At 64.0% G+C, this 14,963-nt stretch carries 16 protein-coding genes; 9 read left to right on the top strand and 7 right to left on the bottom strand.

Features of this window, described 5'->3' with window-relative positions:
• Nucleotides 1-7: 7 nt before the first annotated feature.
• Together purL and purT are read left to right on the top strand one after the other, a co-directional pair.
• Nucleotides 8-2,185, top strand: coding sequence for a phosphoribosylformylglycinamidine synthase subunit PurL (gene purL / locus K426_RS06875; protein WP_066555420.1), 2,178 nt, complete (start codon nt 8-10; stop codon nt 2,183-2,185).
• A 119-nt stretch (nt 2,186-2,304) separates the two neighbouring features.
• Nucleotides 2,305-3,477 carry a formate-dependent phosphoribosylglycinamide formyltransferase gene (purT, locus tag K426_RS06870; RefSeq protein ID WP_066555416.1) on the top strand — a complete coding sequence of 391 codons (1,173 nt, stop codon included), beginning with the start codon at nt 2,305-2,307 and terminating at the stop codon, nt 3,475-3,477.
• 157 nt (nt 3,478-3,634) lie between these two features.
• Here purT and K426_RS06865 read toward each other — a convergent pair whose 3' ends face one another.
• Nucleotides 3,635-4,402: a methyltransferase domain-containing protein gene (locus K426_RS06865; protein ID WP_066555415.1), complete on the bottom strand. Its 768-nt coding sequence runs from the start codon at nt 4,400-4,402 to the stop codon at nt 3,635-3,637.
• 62 nt (nt 4,403-4,464) lie between these two features.
• Here K426_RS06865 and K426_RS06860 point away from each other — a divergent pair, with 62 nt between their 5' ends.
• The 3 genes from K426_RS06860 to bfr all read left to right on the top strand — a co-directional run bounded on the left by K426_RS06860 (nt 4,465) and on the right by bfr (nt 6,562).
• Nucleotides 4,465-5,709, top strand: a complete 1,245-nt coding sequence (locus K426_RS06860; protein ID WP_066555414.1) for a DUF418 domain-containing protein — start codon at nt 4,465-4,467, stop codon at nt 5,707-5,709.
• A gap of 54 nt (nt 5,710-5,763) precedes the next feature.
• On the top strand, nt 5,764-5,934 hold the full coding sequence (locus K426_RS06855; RefSeq protein ID WP_025547882.1) for a (2Fe-2S)-binding protein: 171 nt from the start codon (nt 5,764-5,766) through the stop codon (nt 5,932-5,934).
• Between the two features lie 148 nt (nt 5,935-6,082).
• On the top strand, nt 6,083-6,562 hold the full coding sequence (gene bfr / locus K426_RS06850) for a bacterioferritin (RefSeq protein ID WP_066555413.1): 480 nt from the start codon (nt 6,083-6,085) through the stop codon (nt 6,560-6,562).
• A 53-nt stretch (nt 6,563-6,615) separates the two neighbouring features.
• Here bfr and K426_RS06845 read toward each other — a convergent pair whose 3' ends face one another.
• Complete coding sequence (locus K426_RS06845) at nt 6,616-7,023, bottom strand: (deoxy)nucleoside triphosphate pyrophosphohydrolase (protein ID WP_066555412.1); 408 nt, start codon at nt 7,021-7,023, stop codon at nt 6,616-6,618.
• A 78-nt stretch (nt 7,024-7,101) separates the two neighbouring features.
• Here K426_RS06845 and K426_RS06840 point away from each other — a divergent pair, with 78 nt between their 5' ends.
• Both K426_RS06840 and K426_RS06835 read left to right on the top strand, forming a co-directional pair.
• A complete protein-coding gene (locus tag K426_RS06840) occupies nt 7,102-7,287 on the top strand; it encodes a Flp family type IVb pilin (protein ID WP_066555411.1) in 186 nt (61 codons plus the stop codon).
• Nucleotides 7,288-7,425: 138 nt separating this feature from the next.
• The gene (locus tag K426_RS06835) at nt 7,426-7,587 is read left to right on the top strand and encodes a Flp family type IVb pilin (RefSeq protein ID WP_046764629.1); all 162 of its coding nucleotides are present in this window, start codon (nt 7,426-7,428) and stop codon (nt 7,585-7,587) included.
• Between the two features lie 67 nt (nt 7,588-7,654).
• On the opposite strand, the gene K426_RS06830 is transcribed toward K426_RS06835, so the two are convergent.
• The 5 genes from K426_RS06830 to K426_RS06810 all read right to left on the bottom strand — a co-directional run bounded on the left by K426_RS06830 (nt 7,655) and on the right by K426_RS06810 (nt 13,093).
• Nucleotides 7,655-9,133: a M48 family metalloprotease gene (locus K426_RS06830; RefSeq protein ID WP_066555409.1), complete on the bottom strand. Its 1,479-nt coding sequence runs from the start codon at nt 9,131-9,133 to the stop codon at nt 7,655-7,657.
• A 78-nt stretch (nt 9,134-9,211) separates the two neighbouring features.
• Nucleotides 9,212-10,156 (bottom strand): acetyl-CoA carboxylase carboxyltransferase subunit alpha, encoded by a 945-nt coding sequence (locus tag K426_RS06825; RefSeq protein ID WP_066555407.1) that lies wholly within the window; start codon nt 10,154-10,156, stop codon nt 9,212-9,214.
• Between the two features lie 11 nt (nt 10,157-10,167).
• Nucleotides 10,168-11,085, bottom strand: a complete 918-nt coding sequence (locus K426_RS06820; RefSeq protein ID WP_066555405.1) for a tyrosine recombinase — start codon at nt 11,083-11,085, stop codon at nt 10,168-10,170.
• Nucleotides 11,085-12,896: a hypothetical protein gene (locus tag K426_RS06815; RefSeq protein WP_066555403.1), complete on the bottom strand. Its 1,812-nt coding sequence runs from the start codon at nt 12,894-12,896 to the stop codon at nt 11,085-11,087. Before K426_RS06815 ends, K426_RS06820 begins: the two co-directional genes overlap by 1 nt.
• 5 nt (nt 12,897-12,901) lie before the next feature.
• Nucleotides 12,902-13,093, bottom strand: a complete 192-nt coding sequence (locus K426_RS06810; RefSeq protein WP_066555402.1) for a hypothetical protein — start codon at nt 13,091-13,093, stop codon at nt 12,902-12,904.
• Nucleotides 13,094-13,174: 81 nt separating this feature from the next.
• Here K426_RS06810 and K426_RS06805 point away from each other — a divergent pair, with 81 nt between their 5' ends.
• Complete coding sequence (locus K426_RS06805) at nt 13,175-13,723, top strand: shikimate kinase (protein WP_066555401.1); 549 nt, start codon at nt 13,175-13,177, stop codon at nt 13,721-13,723.
• A complete protein-coding gene (aroB, locus tag K426_RS06800; protein WP_066555400.1) occupies nt 13,714-14,823 on the top strand; it encodes a 3-dehydroquinate synthase in 1,110 nt (369 codons plus the stop codon). Before K426_RS06805 ends, aroB begins: the two co-directional genes overlap by 10 nt.
• The last annotated feature ends 140 nt before the right edge of the window (nt 14,824-14,963 follow it).

The raw sequence follows: 14,963 nt of genomic DNA, 5'->3' as shown, positions 1-14,963 counted from the left end.
CGCGCACATGTCCAGCACCGCACCCCAGATCACGCCCCAGGTCGTCGCCGAACATGGGCTTTCTCCCGAAGAATATGATCGCGTCCTGCACGCGCTCGGCCGGGAGCCGAATCTCACCGAACTCGGCATCTTCTCGGTGATGTGGTCGGAGCATTGCTCCTACAAATCCTCGCGCATCCATCTGAAGAAGCTGCCGACCGAAGGGCCGCAGGTCATTTGCGGTCCGGGCGAAAATGCGGGCGTCGTCGACATCGGTGACGGGCAGGCCGCGATCTTCAAGATGGAGAGCCACAACCACCCGTCTTACATCGAACCCTATCAGGGCGCGGCGACGGGCGTGGGCGGCATATTGCGCGACGTGTTCACCATGGGCGCGCGGCCGGTGGCGAACATGAACGCGCTGCGCTTCGGCCGCCCCGATCATCCGAAGATGAAGCATCTCATCAGCGGCGTGGTGCACGGCATTGGCGGCTACGGCAATTGCGTGGGCGTCCCGACCGTGGGCGGCGAGGTGAATTTCCACCCCGCCTATGACGGCAATATCCTGGTCAACGCGATGACCGTGGGCGTCGCGGATACGGACAAGATTTTCTACAGCGCGGCCTCGGGCGTCGGCAATCCGATCGTCTATGTCGGCTCCAAGACCGGCCGCGACGGCATTCATGGCGCGACCATGGCGTCGGCGGACTTTGGCGAGGATTCGGAAGAGAAGCGCCCGACCGTGCAGGTGGGCGACCCCTTCACCGAAAAGCTGCTGATCGAAGCCTGCCTCGAGTTGATGGCATCGGACGCGATCGTCGCGATCCAGGATATGGGCGCGGCTGGCCTCACCTCCTCCTCGGTGGAAATGGCGTCCAAGGGCGGCGTCGGCATCCAGCTCGACATGGACATGGTGCCGCAGCGCGAAACCGGCATGACGGCCTATGAAATGATGCTGTCGGAAAGCCAGGAGCGCATGCTCATGGTGCTCCAGCCGGGCAAGGAAGCTTTTGCCGAAGCGATCTTCCGCAAGTGGGAGTTGGATTTCGCGGTGATCGGCCATGTGACCGACACCGGCCGCATGGTGCTGGTCCACAAGGGCGAGACGGTCTGCGACATTCCGCTCGCGCCGCTGGCCGACGATGCGCCGCTCTATGACCGTCCGGCGATGCCGAAGGACGAATATAAGCTCTGGTCGGGCGTCAAGCCCTTGGGCGAGATCGCGGAAAGCGGGGATATTGGCGCGGACCTCGTCAAGCTGATGGGTTCGCCCGACATCGCGTCGCGTCGCTGGATCTGGGAGCAATATGACCATATGGTCGGCGCCGACACAGTGCAACGTCCCGGCGGCGACGCGGCGGTGGTCCGCGTCCATGGCTCGCAAAAGGGCATTGCGATCAGCACCGACTGCACCCCGCGCTATTGCTATGCCGACCCCTATGAGGGCGGCAAGCAGGCGATCGCGGAATGCTATCGCAACATCAGCGCGGTCGGCGCGACGCCGCTTGCCGTCACCAACTGTTTGAACTTCGCCAATCCGCAGCGGCCGGAGATCATGGCGCAGTTGACCGGCTGCCTCGAAGGCATGGGCGACGCCTGCCGCGCGCTCGACTTCCCGATCGTGTCGGGCAACGTGTCGCTTTACAACGAGTCCAAGGCGACCGGCGGCGGTTCGGCTATCCTGCCGACCCCAGCGATCGGCGGCATCGGCCTGCTCCAGAATGTCGACGTGATGGCGACCGTGGCCTTCAAGAATGAAGGCGACGCGATCTGGCTGATCGGTGGCGAAGGCACGCATCTGGGCCAGACGATCTGGCTGCGCGAGATTGCGGGCCGGGAAGCGGGGGACGCGCCCAAGGTCGATCTGGCCGCCGAGCGCGCTAACGCCGAAACCACTCGTGCGCTGGTCGCGGAAGGCAAGGTCAATGCGGTGCATGACATTTCCGATGGCGGCCTGCTGGTGGCCGTGACCGAAATGGCATTGGCTGGCGGCATCGGCGCGGACCTCAGCATGGCGCTGACCACTGCGAGCGCCTTTGGCGAGGATCAGGGCCGCTACATCGTCGCCGCGCCACAGGGTGTCGGGATTCCTGGCGCCGTGAAGATCGGCACCACCGGCGGCGACAAGGTCGCGGGCGTGGCACTGACCGACCTGCGCGGCGCACATGAAGGTTTCTTCCCGGCGCTGATGGACGCGGAGCTTTAAACGAAGCGCGACGTGCTCCTGCGCAGGCAGGAGCCCAGTTGAGAGGTTTGAGCTGGGCTCCTGCCTGCGCAGGAGCACGTGGTTATTTTGTCGCCCGTCTTTTTGTGAGGAATGTCCCGATGGCCTTTACCGCGAAGATTCTCCTCCTCGGCTCAGGCGAACTGGGCCGCGAGTTCGTGATCTCCGCCAAAAGGCTCGGCGCGCAGGTCATCGCCTGCGACAGCTATGCAGGCGCGCCCGCCATGCAGGTGGCAGACGGGTTCGAGGTTTTCTCGATGCTCGACGCCGATCTGCTGGCAAAGGCGATCGAAAAGCATCAGCCCGACTTCGTCGTCCCGGAAATCGAGGCGATCCGTACCGAGGTGCTGGCCGAATTCGAGGCGCGCGGCGTCACCACCATCGTCCCCTCCGCCCGCGCCACCATCATGACGATGAACCGCGACCGCATCCGCGAAGTCGCGGCGGTGGAACTCGGCCTGCGCACCTCTCGCTATCGCTATGCCGAAACGCTGGAGGAAGTGCTGGCAGGCGCCGAACATACCGGCCTGCCCTGCGTCATCAAGCCGGTCATGTCCTCCTCCGGCAAGGGGCAGAGCACTGTCCGCACCGCCGACGAGTTGGAAGCGGCATGGAATTACGCCGTCGCCAATATGCGCGGCGACCGCAGCCGGGTGATCGTCGAGGAGTTCATCGCCTTCGACTATGAGATCACTCTGCTGACCGTGCGCAGCCGGGAAGGCGTCAGCTTCTGCCCGCCCATCGGCCACCGGCAGGAACGCGGCGACTATCAGGAAAGCTGGCAGCCCACGCCCATGTCGAACGCCGCGCTTGCCGCCGCGCAGGATATGGCGCGCAAGGTCGTCGACAATCTGGGCGGCTATGGCATTTTCGGCGTGGAATTCTTCGTGAAGGGAGAGGACGTCATCTTCTCCGAACTGTCGCCGCGTCCACATGATACCGGCATGGTGACGCTGATCTCGCAGAATATGAGTGAATTCGACCTGCACGCCCGCGCGATCCTGGGCCTGCCGGTGCCGGAAGTGACGCTGCTTGGGGCCGCTGCTTCGGCGGTCATATTGGCGGACCGGGAGTCGGGCGACTTCCGGTTCGAAGGACTGGCTGAAGCGCTCTCCACGCCCGGCGGGGAAATCGATCTGCGCATCTTCGGCAAGCCGACGACGCGTCCCTATCGCCGCATGGGCGTGGCTTTGGCCCGGGCCGAGGATGCTGGCAAGGCGCGGGCCATTGCAGCGGAAGCGGCGGACAAGGTTCGGATCGTTTACAGCGAATAAGGGTGGAAGGCGGACCTTCATTTTCCGTCATCCCAGCGAAAGCTGGGATCTCGTGAGGCTAGGCCGTGCGCTCTCGCCTGAGATCCCAGCTTTCGCTGGGATGACGATATTTTCAACGTCCACAATTGACCATTTGCAGCCATTAAAACCCACGCATCTAACAAGCCCGCGTTACGCGACCGAACAGCACCTGATAGACATCATCGCCACCGCCCTCATCAAAGGCCGCCATCACCCGACGCAAATCCCTGGGTGCCAACGGCTTGCGCCCTTCGCTCGGCACCACCGCCCCGATGCCCTTGAGATGGGCGATCAGCCCCTTCGCCCCGCCACAGGCCAGGGCATAATCCTCGTCAAAAGCAAAGGCGTCCTCAAAACGCGCCAGCATCGACCGCAGGGTTTCGAGCGAAGGATAATCAGGGATGCCGGCACTCACCGCGCTGGCCTGATGCGCCATGCGCCAGCGGGCGAAGCTGCCCTGCCCCATGGTCGAAAAGATGAGGCTGCCACCCGGCCGTAACAATCCTGCCAGCCGGGCAATGGCGCCCTCCAGATCATCGAACCATTGAAAGGCCAGGCTGGAAAGAATCAGGTCGAACCATTCCCCTTCGAAAATCGGCGCTTCTCCGTCCATCGTCAGGAATGTGCCCGCGACCAGCCCTCCCGTCGCCGCTCGCGCCAGCATGTCAGGCGACAGGTCCGTCACCACCAGTTCCGCGCCCGGCCAGCGCGCCTGGATGTCGCGCGTCAGGAAACCGGTGCCGCAGCCGATCTCCAATATCCGCCCGACGCCATCGGGCCTTTGCCGCTGCGCGAGATCAGCCACCAGCGCGGCGGCCAACCGCTGCGGCCCGGCATGATCGTCATAACGCCCCGCCGCCGCGCCGAAAGCGTCGCTTATTCGTTGCTTGCGCCGACCATTCATGGCTAGTCGCATTGACAGAGCCACACTCTCTTTTCCAGCCTCTTCAAGGACGGCCCTGACCGATGACTGCCTTTTCCTCCCGGATTCCCGCCATGGACGTGCTGCGCGGTTGCGCGGTCATGGGAATCCTCTGGATGAACATCGCGGCCTTCGCCCTGCCGGAGCAAGCCTATTTCAGCCCGGCCGCGGCAGGGCCGCTCTCCACGGGAGACATCGCCTTCTGGACGGTCGGTTTCCTGGCCATCGACGGCAAGATGCGGGCATTATTCTCCATGCTGTTCGGCGCGTCGATGCTGCTGCTGATCGACAAGGAGGAAATGGCTGGGCGTGACGGACGACGGGCGCAGATCATCCGCGCCGCCTGGCTGTTCGTCTTCGGCCTCGCCCATTATCTGCTGCTGTGGTGGGGCGACATATTGATGATCTATGCGCTGGTTGGCCTCGCCGCGCTGTTGTTCGTGCGCAAGGAGCCTTTGGCGCTCGTCAAATGGGCTTTTCTCTTCTTCCTGGTGCATTTCCTGGTCTGCGTGGCCTTTATCGGCACGCTATATGCTTGGGGCCATGCCGCCGGGGCACCCGACGCGGCAGCCAGCGTCAGCGCGGGTTTCGCCAATTTCATCGGTTCGCTTTCCAACCCCGCGCATCCCGCGATCCGAAGCGAATATATGACCTATCGCGGCGGCTATGCCGGGATCGTCCTGCATCATATCGCCCTGTTCGGCGGCCAATGGCTGACGACGCTGCCCTTCGTCACATTCGATACGCTGGGGTTCATGCTGCTGGGCATGGCGATGCTGAAGGGCGGCTTCCTGACCGCCCGCTGGCAGGCGGAGCAATATTGGCGGACCGCGCGGCATTGTTTCCTGATCGGACTGATCCCCATGGCGGCGCTCGCGGCGTGGATCATTTCGAGCCGGTTCGCGCCGCTCGCGACGCTGGGGTCGGTTCTGGCCTGGTCTTTCCCCTTCCGCATCCCGCTGGCAGTGGGATGGGCCGCCTTGATCCTGTGGCTGTTCACGCGCCATCGCGACGCACCCTTCACGGCGCGGATCGCCGCCGTCGGTCGCCTGGCGCTCAGCAATTATCTGGGCAGCAGCCTTATCATGTGCGCGATCTTCTATGGCTGGGGGTTCGGGCTGTTCGGCCATGTGCCGCACCGATTGCTGCCGCCGTTGGTCATCGCCGCATGGGCGCTCATGCTGATCTGGTCGCCGCTCTGGCAGCGCCGATTCGCGCTGGGACCGGCAGAATGGCTGTGGCGCAGCCTCGCGCACGGCAAAACGCAAAAGATTCGCAACAGCGACTGAATTCCTATTGCGACCTATTATCATCTGCGCTATCTCCGATCCCAGGAGATTTGCATGGTTGTCTGTGTCTGCAATGCCATTCGAGAAAAGGACCTCAAGGAAGTGGCCCGCGAAGGTTGCGCAACCCCATGCAGCGCTTATGCCCGCCTTGGCCGGCGGCCCAAATGCGGTCAGTGCGTGCCCTTCGCCCGCACGATCATCGCGGCGGAACGCGCCTCCATTTGAAGCCACTGCGAATCAAACGCATCTGACAGCCGCGAACTCGACGCAATAGCGCATCGGGAAATGGCGGATTTCCAAGGCTTTCCCGATTAACAAACGGAAGCGAAACGCCTATCATCCCGGCACTTCCTTACAGCCGGAGAAGAACGCCATGAAGGGCGACGCCAAGGTCATCGAATATTTGAACGAGGTTCTCAAAAATGAGCTGACCGCGATCAACCAATATTTCCTCCACTATCGCATGCTGAACCATTGGGGCATCGAGAAGCTGGCCAAGTTCGAATATGAGGAATCGATCGACGAGATGAAGCACGCCGACAAGCTGGCGGAGCGCATCCTGTTCCTCGACGGCCTGCCCAATTTCCAGTTGCTTGGCCGCCTGAAGATCGGTGAGACGGTGGAAGAAATCCTAAAGGCCGACCTCGAACTGGAATATGAAGCGTTGCCGGTGCTGAAGGATGCGATCGCCTACTGCGAATCGATCCGCGACTATGTGAGCCGCGATCTGTTTCAGTACATCCTCGAAAGTGAGGAAGAGCATGTCGACACGCTGGAAACCCAGTTCGAGATGATCGATCGCATGGGTATCCAGAACTACGTCCAGCTACAGAGCAAGGCCGCCGAGGAATAAGCCCTCGCAAGAGCGGGGCTGGCCCATCCGGCGCGCCGCCCCGCCCTTTCCCCTCAGATCAGCGAATCGAGCAAACCGATCAGCGGCAAATCCGCTGGCGGCATGTCCAGCGCATACATTTGCGCGGGCCTGACCCACTGGAGCGCGGTCGCATGCCGCGCTTCGGCCATGCCCTGCCATTTGCGGCAGACATAGAGCAACAGCAGCAGATGGCGGTCGCCCAGCGGCTCGCTCGCAAAGGTCGCGGGCGCGAGGCAGCTCGCATGGGTGCGGATGCCCAATTCCTCCTCCAGCTCCCGGATCAGTGCGGTTTCGGGCGCTTCCCCCGCTTCCACCTTGCCGCCGGGAAACTCCCAGAGATGCGCCATCGGCTTTCCCGGCGGGCGTTGCTGCAAAAGAACGCGGCCATCCGCGTCGACCAAAGCGGCGGCGACCACCAAAAGAGGAGAAATTATCGTCATAATGGTCCGGCTTGAGGGGTTTGTTAACTCTGCCACTTTTACAAGGGCATTCTGGGCTGTGTGTAAATGGGGTGTGGCATGCGCGCATTGTTTAAAAATTTCAGCTTTTGGAAGCTGATCTACTGCCAGCGCGGCGCGACGGCGGTGGAATATGGACTGATCCTCGCCCTCATCTGCCTAGCCATCATCGGCGCCATGTCGAACGTCGCCAACAAGACCATCGGCATGTGGAACAATGTCGCGACCGAAGTTCTGGCGCATTAACCATCAATATCTGACACCCTTTTCGGCTCATTAAATCTTTATCAACCCACCCCCTCTACACCAGTCGAAGCTGACCTTCATTTCAAGCGGGGGGCGGCCGGGTAGTTAAACGTGTAACTTGAGGCAAGGAGACTTCCAATGCAGTTCATCCGCAAGATGCTGAAGAACGAAAAGGGCGCGACCGCCATTGAATATGGCCTGATCGCTGCTCTCATCGCTGTTGCCGCCATCGGCGCCATGACCAGCCTGGGCGGCAAGCTCGGCAACACCTTCAACAATGTCTCGGGCAACCTGAAGTAAGCTCGAACGCATTGATGCAAAAGGGCGGCGGAAGCAATTCCGTCGCCCTTTTTGTTGCGCGCCGCTCTTACCAGGTGACGATCTTTACCCGCTGGCCCGGTCGCAACACGCTATTGGCCGTCAAGCCATTGATCGTCAGGAAACGGTCCAGCGCGTAATCCGTATAAGCCATGCGCTTGGCCAGGGACTGGACGGTGTCGCCAGCCTTGACGGTGACGACATGGACTTGGCGAGGCTTGATCGCCGCCGCATCCTGCGCCGAAAGGCGCTGCACCGACTGGACCATGGTCGAAAAGGGACCGATTCCCTGTCCCGCCGCCGTCAGCAACAGGAAGTGATAGGCCTTCCCGCCACCAAAATCATAAGCGAAGACGGTCGCATCGACCTGCGTCGACTGGGTGCTGGCCCGAACCGTCCGCCATGCCGCAGGGAGCCCGTTGACGGTCGTGCGGCGGACCTCGCCGGGTGGAACGCCGCCATTGCCGCCGCCCAGCTTGGCGAACACCGAATCGATATAGGCGGACAGGTCGCCGCTATAGGGCGCAGCGCTGAACTGCGCCTGCCCACCCGATCCCGCGACCGTGACGGCGCTCGCGCCATTTTCCATGCCGAAGCCCGAAGGCGCCATGAAGCTCAGCCGCAGATCGGGATGACGGAAGCGGCTGCCCTCTATCACCCCCTGTTTCGGATCGTCGCCGTACAGCACGCCGTCCAATGCATTCAGAAACGCATCCCGGTTGCGCACGGTGCTGGCCGACCCGCTGGCAGCGGCATTGCGGGCGGCGCGACCGACGCGCGAGGCTGGATCGGGATGGGTGCTCGCCCATTCGGGCATCGAGTGGGCGCTTCCCGCAACCTTGGCGTCCAGGCTGCTCTGCGCCGCCAGCGAAGCCAGCATGGTCGACAGAGCCTTGGGATCATAGCCGCCCGAAGCGAGATAGCGGATGCCCAGATCGTCCGCCTCATATTCCTGACTGCGCGAGAATTTGAGCGTCAGCAATTGGCTGCCCTGACCGATCCCCTTTTGCAGCAAGCCGGTCAGCGCCGAATCACCTAGCAGCGCGCCCGTCAACACCTGAAGCAGTGTGCCGCCAATGGCATTGCGTTGCGCGGTCTGCTGCCGCCGCTGGCCATGCTGGGCCGCGACATGGCCGATTTCATGGCCAAGCACCCCGGCAAGCTCGGCTTCGTCATTCATCAGCGCCATGAGTTGACGCGTGACATAGACATAGCCGCCGGGGATGGCGAAGGCGTTGTTCACCGGCGAATTGAGCAGGGTGACAGTAAAGTCCCCCTGCGCGTTAGACAGGCCGGACTGGACCGCGATGCGACGGCCCACGCCCTCGACATATTTCGCCTGCGGCCCGGCATAGGCGCCGCCAAATTCATTCAGCAATTGGGGATGTTGCTTGGCGCCGGCTTCCTTTTCCTGCGGGCTGATCGACGAAACCGTCCGAATCGCCCGCTGCTGGCTAAACACCGACGGCGCGGCGGCCAAGGCAATGACGCCTAACCCCGCATAAGCCAGAGACGATAACTGCTTCACGGTACCTCCTGCCTCCCCTGTTACCATGGCGTAACGAGGGATAGCAGGCGCAGGTTCCCCAAAATAGAGGCTAAGCGATCAGACCCCGATGGCCAGGTATTTGTCGGCGCGGTCAGTGCGCAGCGCATCGGCGCTCATGCCGGAGAGCGAATCCAGTTCCTGGCCGATGGCCGCGCCCAGATTGGCGATCGCCTGCACCGGCTCGCGATGAGCGCCGCCGATCGGCTCCGCTACGATGCGGTCGATGACGCCCAGCGATTTCAGATGTTGCGCCGTCACCTGCATCGCCGTGGCGGCATCGCTGGCCTTTTCCGCCGTACGCCAGAGGATCGAGGCGCACCCTTCGGGCGAAATCACCGAATAGACCGCATGTTCGAACATCAGCACGCGATTGGCCGCCGCCAGCGCCACCGCGCCGCCCGATCCGCCCTCGCCCACCACGGCCGCCACCATCGGCACGCCCAGCGCCAGACATTGTTCGGTCGAGCGGGCAATGGCCTCGGCCTGGCCGCGCTCCTCGGCCTGCACACCGGGGAAAGCGCCCGACGTGTCCACCAAAGTCACCACCGGCAGATCGAAGCGATCAGCGAGCTGCATCAGGCGGATCGCCTTGCGATAACCCTCCGGCTTCGCCATGCCGAAATTATGGCGGACGCGACTGGCCGTATCGTCGCCCTTTTCATGGCCGATCACGACCAAGCGCCGTTCGCCCAGCGTGGCGAACCCACCAATGATCGCCTGATCGTCCGAAAAGGCGCGATCCCCGGCCAGCGGCATGAAATTGTCGAACATGCCCGCGACATAATCCTTGAAATGCGGGCGGTCGGGATGGCGCGCCACCTGCGTCTTCTGCCAGGGCGACAGTTTCGCATAGGTGTCGACCAGCATCCTGGAGGCGCGCTGCTCCAGCTTGTCGATCTCGCCGCTGATGTCGATGTCGCCGGCATTGGCGGTCGCGCGCAGTTCGATGATCCGCGCTTCCAGCTCCGCAATGGGCTTTTCGAATTCGAGAAAACTAACCATGGCGCATGGCGTTAGGGCGGAGACACGTCGCCGTCAACGCGCCGATGCGTTATGGAAGCCAGCGGATGGCGGCTGTTAACCAGTTCGACCAAGCGGCGGCTGTCGACATGGGTATAGATTTGCGTGGTGCCGATGTCGGCATGGCCCAGCATGGACTGCAACGCGCGCAAGTCCGCACCGCCTTCCAGCAAATGGGTGGCGAAGGCGTGGCGCAGCACATGCGGGCTGACCCGCTCTGGCGCGATTCCGGCGGCGGCGGCCAGCGCCTTCACCATCTGATAGAGGCGAATCCGGCTGACATGGCTTTTGCCGGAGGGGAACAGCCAGGGGCTGTCGGCGGGCACATGGTGCAACCAGGCCGCCACGGCGGCGCGGGCGCGATCCGAAATCGGCACAAGTCGCTCGCGCGCGCCCTTGCCCTTCAGGATCAGGAAGGGCCGATCGGATGCCAGCGCCCGTCGCGGCAGCGACACCAGTTCGGTGGCGCGCAGGCCCGATCCGTAAAGCAGTTCGATCAATGCGGACAGGCGCAGGTCGAGCGGCGAGGGATGCTCGACATCCAGCTTCCCGGAGATCAGCGTGAACAGCGAATCGACCTCCTGCGCCGAGAGAATCTTGGGCAAGGGCCGGCGGGTTACAGGACGCGGCAGCGCGGCCGAGGGATTGTCGGCCCGCAGCCCCTCCTCCTCCAGAAAGGCGTAAAAAGCGCGCAGGGCCGAAGATTTTCGCGCCACCGAAGACGCCGCCAGTTCGGCCCATGCCGTCGCCAATTCCGCTATGCCGTCTTTGGTAGCGTGGGCGAGACCACCCACGATCTCCCCCGCGCCCAGCAGATCGGCCCGATAGGCCAGCAGCGTATTGCGGGAAGCGCCCCGTTCGGCCGCCATCATCTCCAAAAAGCGGTCGATAAGCGCGGCATCCTCGCCCATTAGAGCCGCGTCATCGCCTCCGCCGCGATCATCCGCGCTTCGGGATCGAGCCCGACGCGATGCAGCGCGGCGACGATATGGTAGAGGTGGAAGGGCGGCAGCCGGTTCCAGTCGGCCGTCTGCATGCCGACCGCCGCCAGCAGCGCGACACTGGCCTTCTCGCCCCGCCCGGCAGCCGCGTCGATGGCGCGCGTCCAGCGGCTGGTGATGCCCAGGTTAAAGCCATTATCCTGCGCCAGCGACGCGCCGTCCTGCGCATTGAGCCGGGAAAGCCCCACCAGCGCAGCGATCAGCATCTGTGTCTTGCGCGGATCGGCAGCCTTGGCGAAGGACGAAACGCGGCCCGAGCCGATCTCCACCACGGCACTCGGCGCGCCGACAGCGAGCAAGGCCCAGAGATCGCCCGCGCCGTCGCCATCCGCCTGGGCCGCAAGCCGTGCCCAGCGGACAGCGCTGCGATCATAGCCCGCCGTGAACATCGCCGCGACCAGATTGGCCGCATCGCGGGCACCCAATTCCGAAACGGGCAGCGCCGCGGCAGCCCGCGCCGTCGCGATCAGGCCGACGAAATCCGGCCGCGCCTCATCCTGCCAAAGCGTCCGCATCGCTTGCAACCGATCTTCGGTGCCCGCCCCCGCATAAGCGGTGCGCAGCGCATCGATCCGGTCGGCCGCATTGGCGGGCACGTCACCGTCGGCCTGCAACTGGCTGTAGAACCCGACCAGCGCCTTGTTGGAAAAAACCCCCAGCCGCGCCGCCACTTCCGCACCGGGCAGACGGCGGACAGCCGACAGCGCGGGCGCGCGCGCTTCCCAGGCGCGAACATGCGAGCCGACCGTGCCATAGAGATCGTCAGGAATTTCGACATTGAGCGCCGTCGCCAGGCCAAAGCGCCAGGCGGTCAGCCGGTCGACCGCATCCCATTCGATCTTGACCGATCGGCGGGCGTTGAAGCCGGTTCCGACGACCTTCTCCGCCAGGCGATAATCGATGCCGCGCACCACGCCGCGCCGCTGCGCCTGGTTGAGCGCGCCGCTGGCCGATCCCTGATCCCCCGACAGCGCCGGACAGATGGCGCGGGTCATGTCCCAGCCCGGCTCCTTGCTGAACCGCAGCGCCCCCGCCGACAACGGACACAGGCCCGCCGGATCGGCCGTCGCCAGATAGGTCTGCATGGCGATGGCATAGAGGCGCGGCGTGAACTGATCGGAATCGACGCTCTGCACCAACAGGCGCGCGCTGTCCGCCTCCCCCATGCGCAGCAACAGCCAGGCGCGCTCGGCCACCCAGTCAGCGCCGTTGATGTCCTTGGGCGTATCGGTCGCGGTCAGCAGCGCGCGCCGCAACAGGATGGAGGCCCAGCGCGAAGTGATCGGCGCGCGCGTTTCCTTCATCAGCGTCGCGAGGAACTGGCCGGACTGCGCGCCGAAAGCCTTGGGTTCCAGACCCAATCGCTCGGGCGTCAGCGGGCCTACCCGGTCAAGCGAGCGATGCGCATTTTCGGGAAGGTCATATTTCGCCTTTTGCGCGGCGATTTCTTCTTCGGATAACCCTGCCTCGGCGGCGTTATCCCCCGCCTCATCCGAGACGGCGAAGCTGGGCGGCAGGATCGGCGTGGCAGGCGAAGGGCTGGCCGACGGCGCAGGCGTGGCGGGCGCGGGACGCTGAGTCCCTGACGGTGGCGCTTCGGGTGCGTCGCCAAAGCCGGGCGGCAGCAGGGATTCGGGCGTCTCCTGCGCCACCACCGGCAGCGCCAGCGCGAGCGCAAGCGTCCCCAGCGCCCATTTCGCGTTCACCCGCCGATGCCGCATGCCGCTTACTGGCCCAGCTTTTCGGCGGGAATGACCTTTTCCACGCGGGCTTGCGGCTTTTCGCCGCCGCGTGACCAGAGCAAGGCAAGAATCGCGACCAGCACGATGACCGCGATGATCGGAATGATTGGCAGGGAAAGGCCGCGACGACGGCGCGAGCTACCTTCAAAACTGCTGTAGGAACGGTTGCGCTTCATGAGTCCTGTTCTGGCCGGGCCAAAGCTTAAGGAAAGTTGCGATTTGCCTTGTCGGCGCGGGGATGTATAGCCCCGCTCGCCATGCAGCGAAACAGCAAATCCGCAGCGGCGCGTGCGAAGCGCGGCCCCATCGTCCTGGTGGGCATGATGGGCGTCGGCAAATCGACCGTCGGGCGGCGGCTGGCGGCGCGGCTTGGCGTCGGCTTCGTCGATGCGGACGAGGAGATCGAAAAGGCCGCCGGCATGACGATCACCGAAATGTTCGAACGCTATGGCGAGGCTTATTTCCGCGACGGCGAGCGGCGGGTGATCGCCCGGCTGATGGACGGCGCGCCCAAGGTGATCGCGACCGGCGGCGGCGCCTTCATGCAGGAAGAGACGCGGACGCTGATCCTGGAGCATGCGCTGGCGATCTGGCTCAATGCCGATATCGATACGCTGGTCGATCGGGTGTCGCGCCGCGAGGGACGGCCGCTGCTGAAGGGCAAGGATCCGCGCGCGGTGCTGACCGAACTCGCCGCCATCCGCAATCCGGTTTACGCGCTCTGCCCCATTCATGTGAAAAGCGCCGCCGCGCCGCATGATGTGGCGGTCGACAGCATCATGGAGCAGCTTTCCCAATGGCAATAGTCCGCGTCGCGCTCGATGCGCGCAGTTACGATATCGTGATCGAACAGGGCGCGCTGGACCAGGCGGGCTCGCATCTGGCGGGCTATGCGCGGAAAGGCAGGCTGGTGGTCGTCACCGACGCGCATGTCGCCAAGGCGCAATTGCCCCGGCTGGAGGCCAGCCTGCGCGCCGCCCATGTCGCGGTAGAGCCGATCATCCTGCCGCCGGGCGAGCAGACCAAGAGCTGGCGTCATCTGGAGGAATTGCTCGACGCGCTGCTGGCGCTGGAGATCGAGCGCGGCGACCATGTGGTGGCGCTGGGCGGCGGCGTGATCGGCGATCTGGTGGGCTTTGCCGCCTCGATCCTGAAGCGCGGCTGCCATTTCATCCAGGTGCCGACGACGCTGCTGGCGCAGGTCGACAGTTCGGTCGGCGGCAAGACCGCGATCAATGCGCGGGCAGGCAAGAATCTGATCGGCAGCTTCTACCAGCCTGCGCTGGTTCTGATCGATCCGTCGACGCTGGATACGCTGCCGGTGCGCGAAACGCGGGCGGGCTACGCCGAGGTCGTGAAATATGGCCTGATCGACGACCCCGACTTCTTCGCCTGGTGCGAGACGGAGGGAGATAAGCTGCTCGCCGGTAATGCCGAGGCGCGCGAATATGCGATCGAGCGCAGCGTCGCCGCCAAGGCGAAGATCGTGGGCGAGGATGAGCGGGAAACCTCCGGGCGCCGGGCGTTGCTGAATCTGGGGCATACTTTCGGCCATGCGCTGGAGGCGGATACCGGCTTTTCCGAAACCCTGCTTCATGGCGAGGGAGTCGCTGCGGGGATGGCGCTGGCCTTCCGCTATTCGGCGCGGCTCGGGCTGTGCACGACCGAAGATGCGGAACGGGTGACGGCGCATCTGAAAGCCGTGGGTTTGCCTTATCATCTCGCCAGCGCGCATGTCACGGCGGACGGCGCGGCGCTGGTCGCGCATATGCTGCACGACAAGAAGATGGCGGCGGGCACCCTGCCATTCCTGCTGGCGCGGGGAATCGGCAAGACCTTCCTGTCGAAGGATGTGGCGCTTGATGATGTCGCCGCATTCATGGACGAGGATCGGGCGGCGGCTTAACGCCAAGGCGGGAATATCTGCCAAGGGCGGATGCGGACGTTACCCCCTGTCCCACTGGGAGAGGAAGGGTCTGCAATTGGCCAAAAACCGAACAATCGCGATCATCGTACGATCCAACACAAAAGGGCGCCGCCAACTGG

Source organism: Sphingobium sp. TKS (genome assembly GCF_001563265.1).
Taxonomy (GTDB): domain Bacteria; phylum Pseudomonadota; class Alphaproteobacteria; order Sphingomonadales; family Sphingomonadaceae; genus Sphingobium.
The sequence above is the reverse complement of the archived record's forward strand: the minus strand, read 5'-3'. Positions and strand labels throughout refer to the sequence as shown.

Coding starts and splice junctions, on each gene's coding strand:
- K426_RS06855 (WP_025547882.1), top strand. CDS start 5,764: ATGGTTGTCTGTGTCTGCAATGCCATTCGAGAAAAGGACCTCAAGGAA.
- K426_RS06840 (WP_066555411.1), top strand. CDS start 7,102: ATGCGCGCATTGTTTAAAAATTTCAGCTTTTGGAAGCTGATCTACTGC.
- bfr (WP_066555413.1), top strand. CDS start 6,083: ATGAAGGGCGACGCCAAGGTCATCGAATATTTGAACGAGGTTCTCAAA.
- K426_RS06805 (WP_066555401.1), top strand. CDS start 13,175: ATGCAGCGAAACAGCAAATCCGCAGCGGCGCGTGCGAAGCGCGGCCCC.
- K426_RS06810 (WP_066555402.1), bottom strand. CDS start 13,093: ATGAAGCGCAACCGTTCCTACAGCAGTTTTGAAGGTAGCTCGCGCCGT.
- K426_RS06835 (WP_046764629.1), top strand. CDS start 7,426: ATGCAGTTCATCCGCAAGATGCTGAAGAACGAAAAGGGCGCGACCGCC.
- aroB (WP_066555400.1), top strand. CDS start 13,714: ATGGCAATAGTCCGCGTCGCGCTCGATGCGCGCAGTTACGATATCGTG.
- purL (WP_066555420.1), top strand. CDS start 8: ATGTCCAGCACCGCACCCCAGATCACGCCCCAGGTCGTCGCCGAACAT.
- K426_RS06860 (WP_066555414.1), top strand. CDS start 4,465: ATGACTGCCTTTTCCTCCCGGATTCCCGCCATGGACGTGCTGCGCGGT.
- K426_RS06865 (WP_066555415.1), bottom strand. CDS start 4,402: ATGAATGGTCGGCGCAAGCAACGAATAAGCGACGCTTTCGGCGCGGCG.
- K426_RS06815 (WP_066555403.1), bottom strand. CDS start 12,896: ATGCGGCATCGGCGGGTGAACGCGAAATGGGCGCTGGGGACGCTTGCG.
- K426_RS06825 (WP_066555407.1), bottom strand. CDS start 10,156: ATGGTTAGTTTTCTCGAATTCGAAAAGCCCATTGCGGAGCTGGAAGCG.
- K426_RS06845 (WP_066555412.1), bottom strand. CDS start 7,023: ATGACGATAATTTCTCCTCTTTTGGTGGTCGCCGCCGCTTTGGTCGAC.
- purT (WP_066555416.1), top strand. CDS start 2,305: ATGGCCTTTACCGCGAAGATTCTCCTCCTCGGCTCAGGCGAACTGGGC.
- K426_RS06820 (WP_066555405.1), bottom strand. CDS start 11,085: ATGGGCGAGGATGCCGCGCTTATCGACCGCTTTTTGGAGATGATGGCG.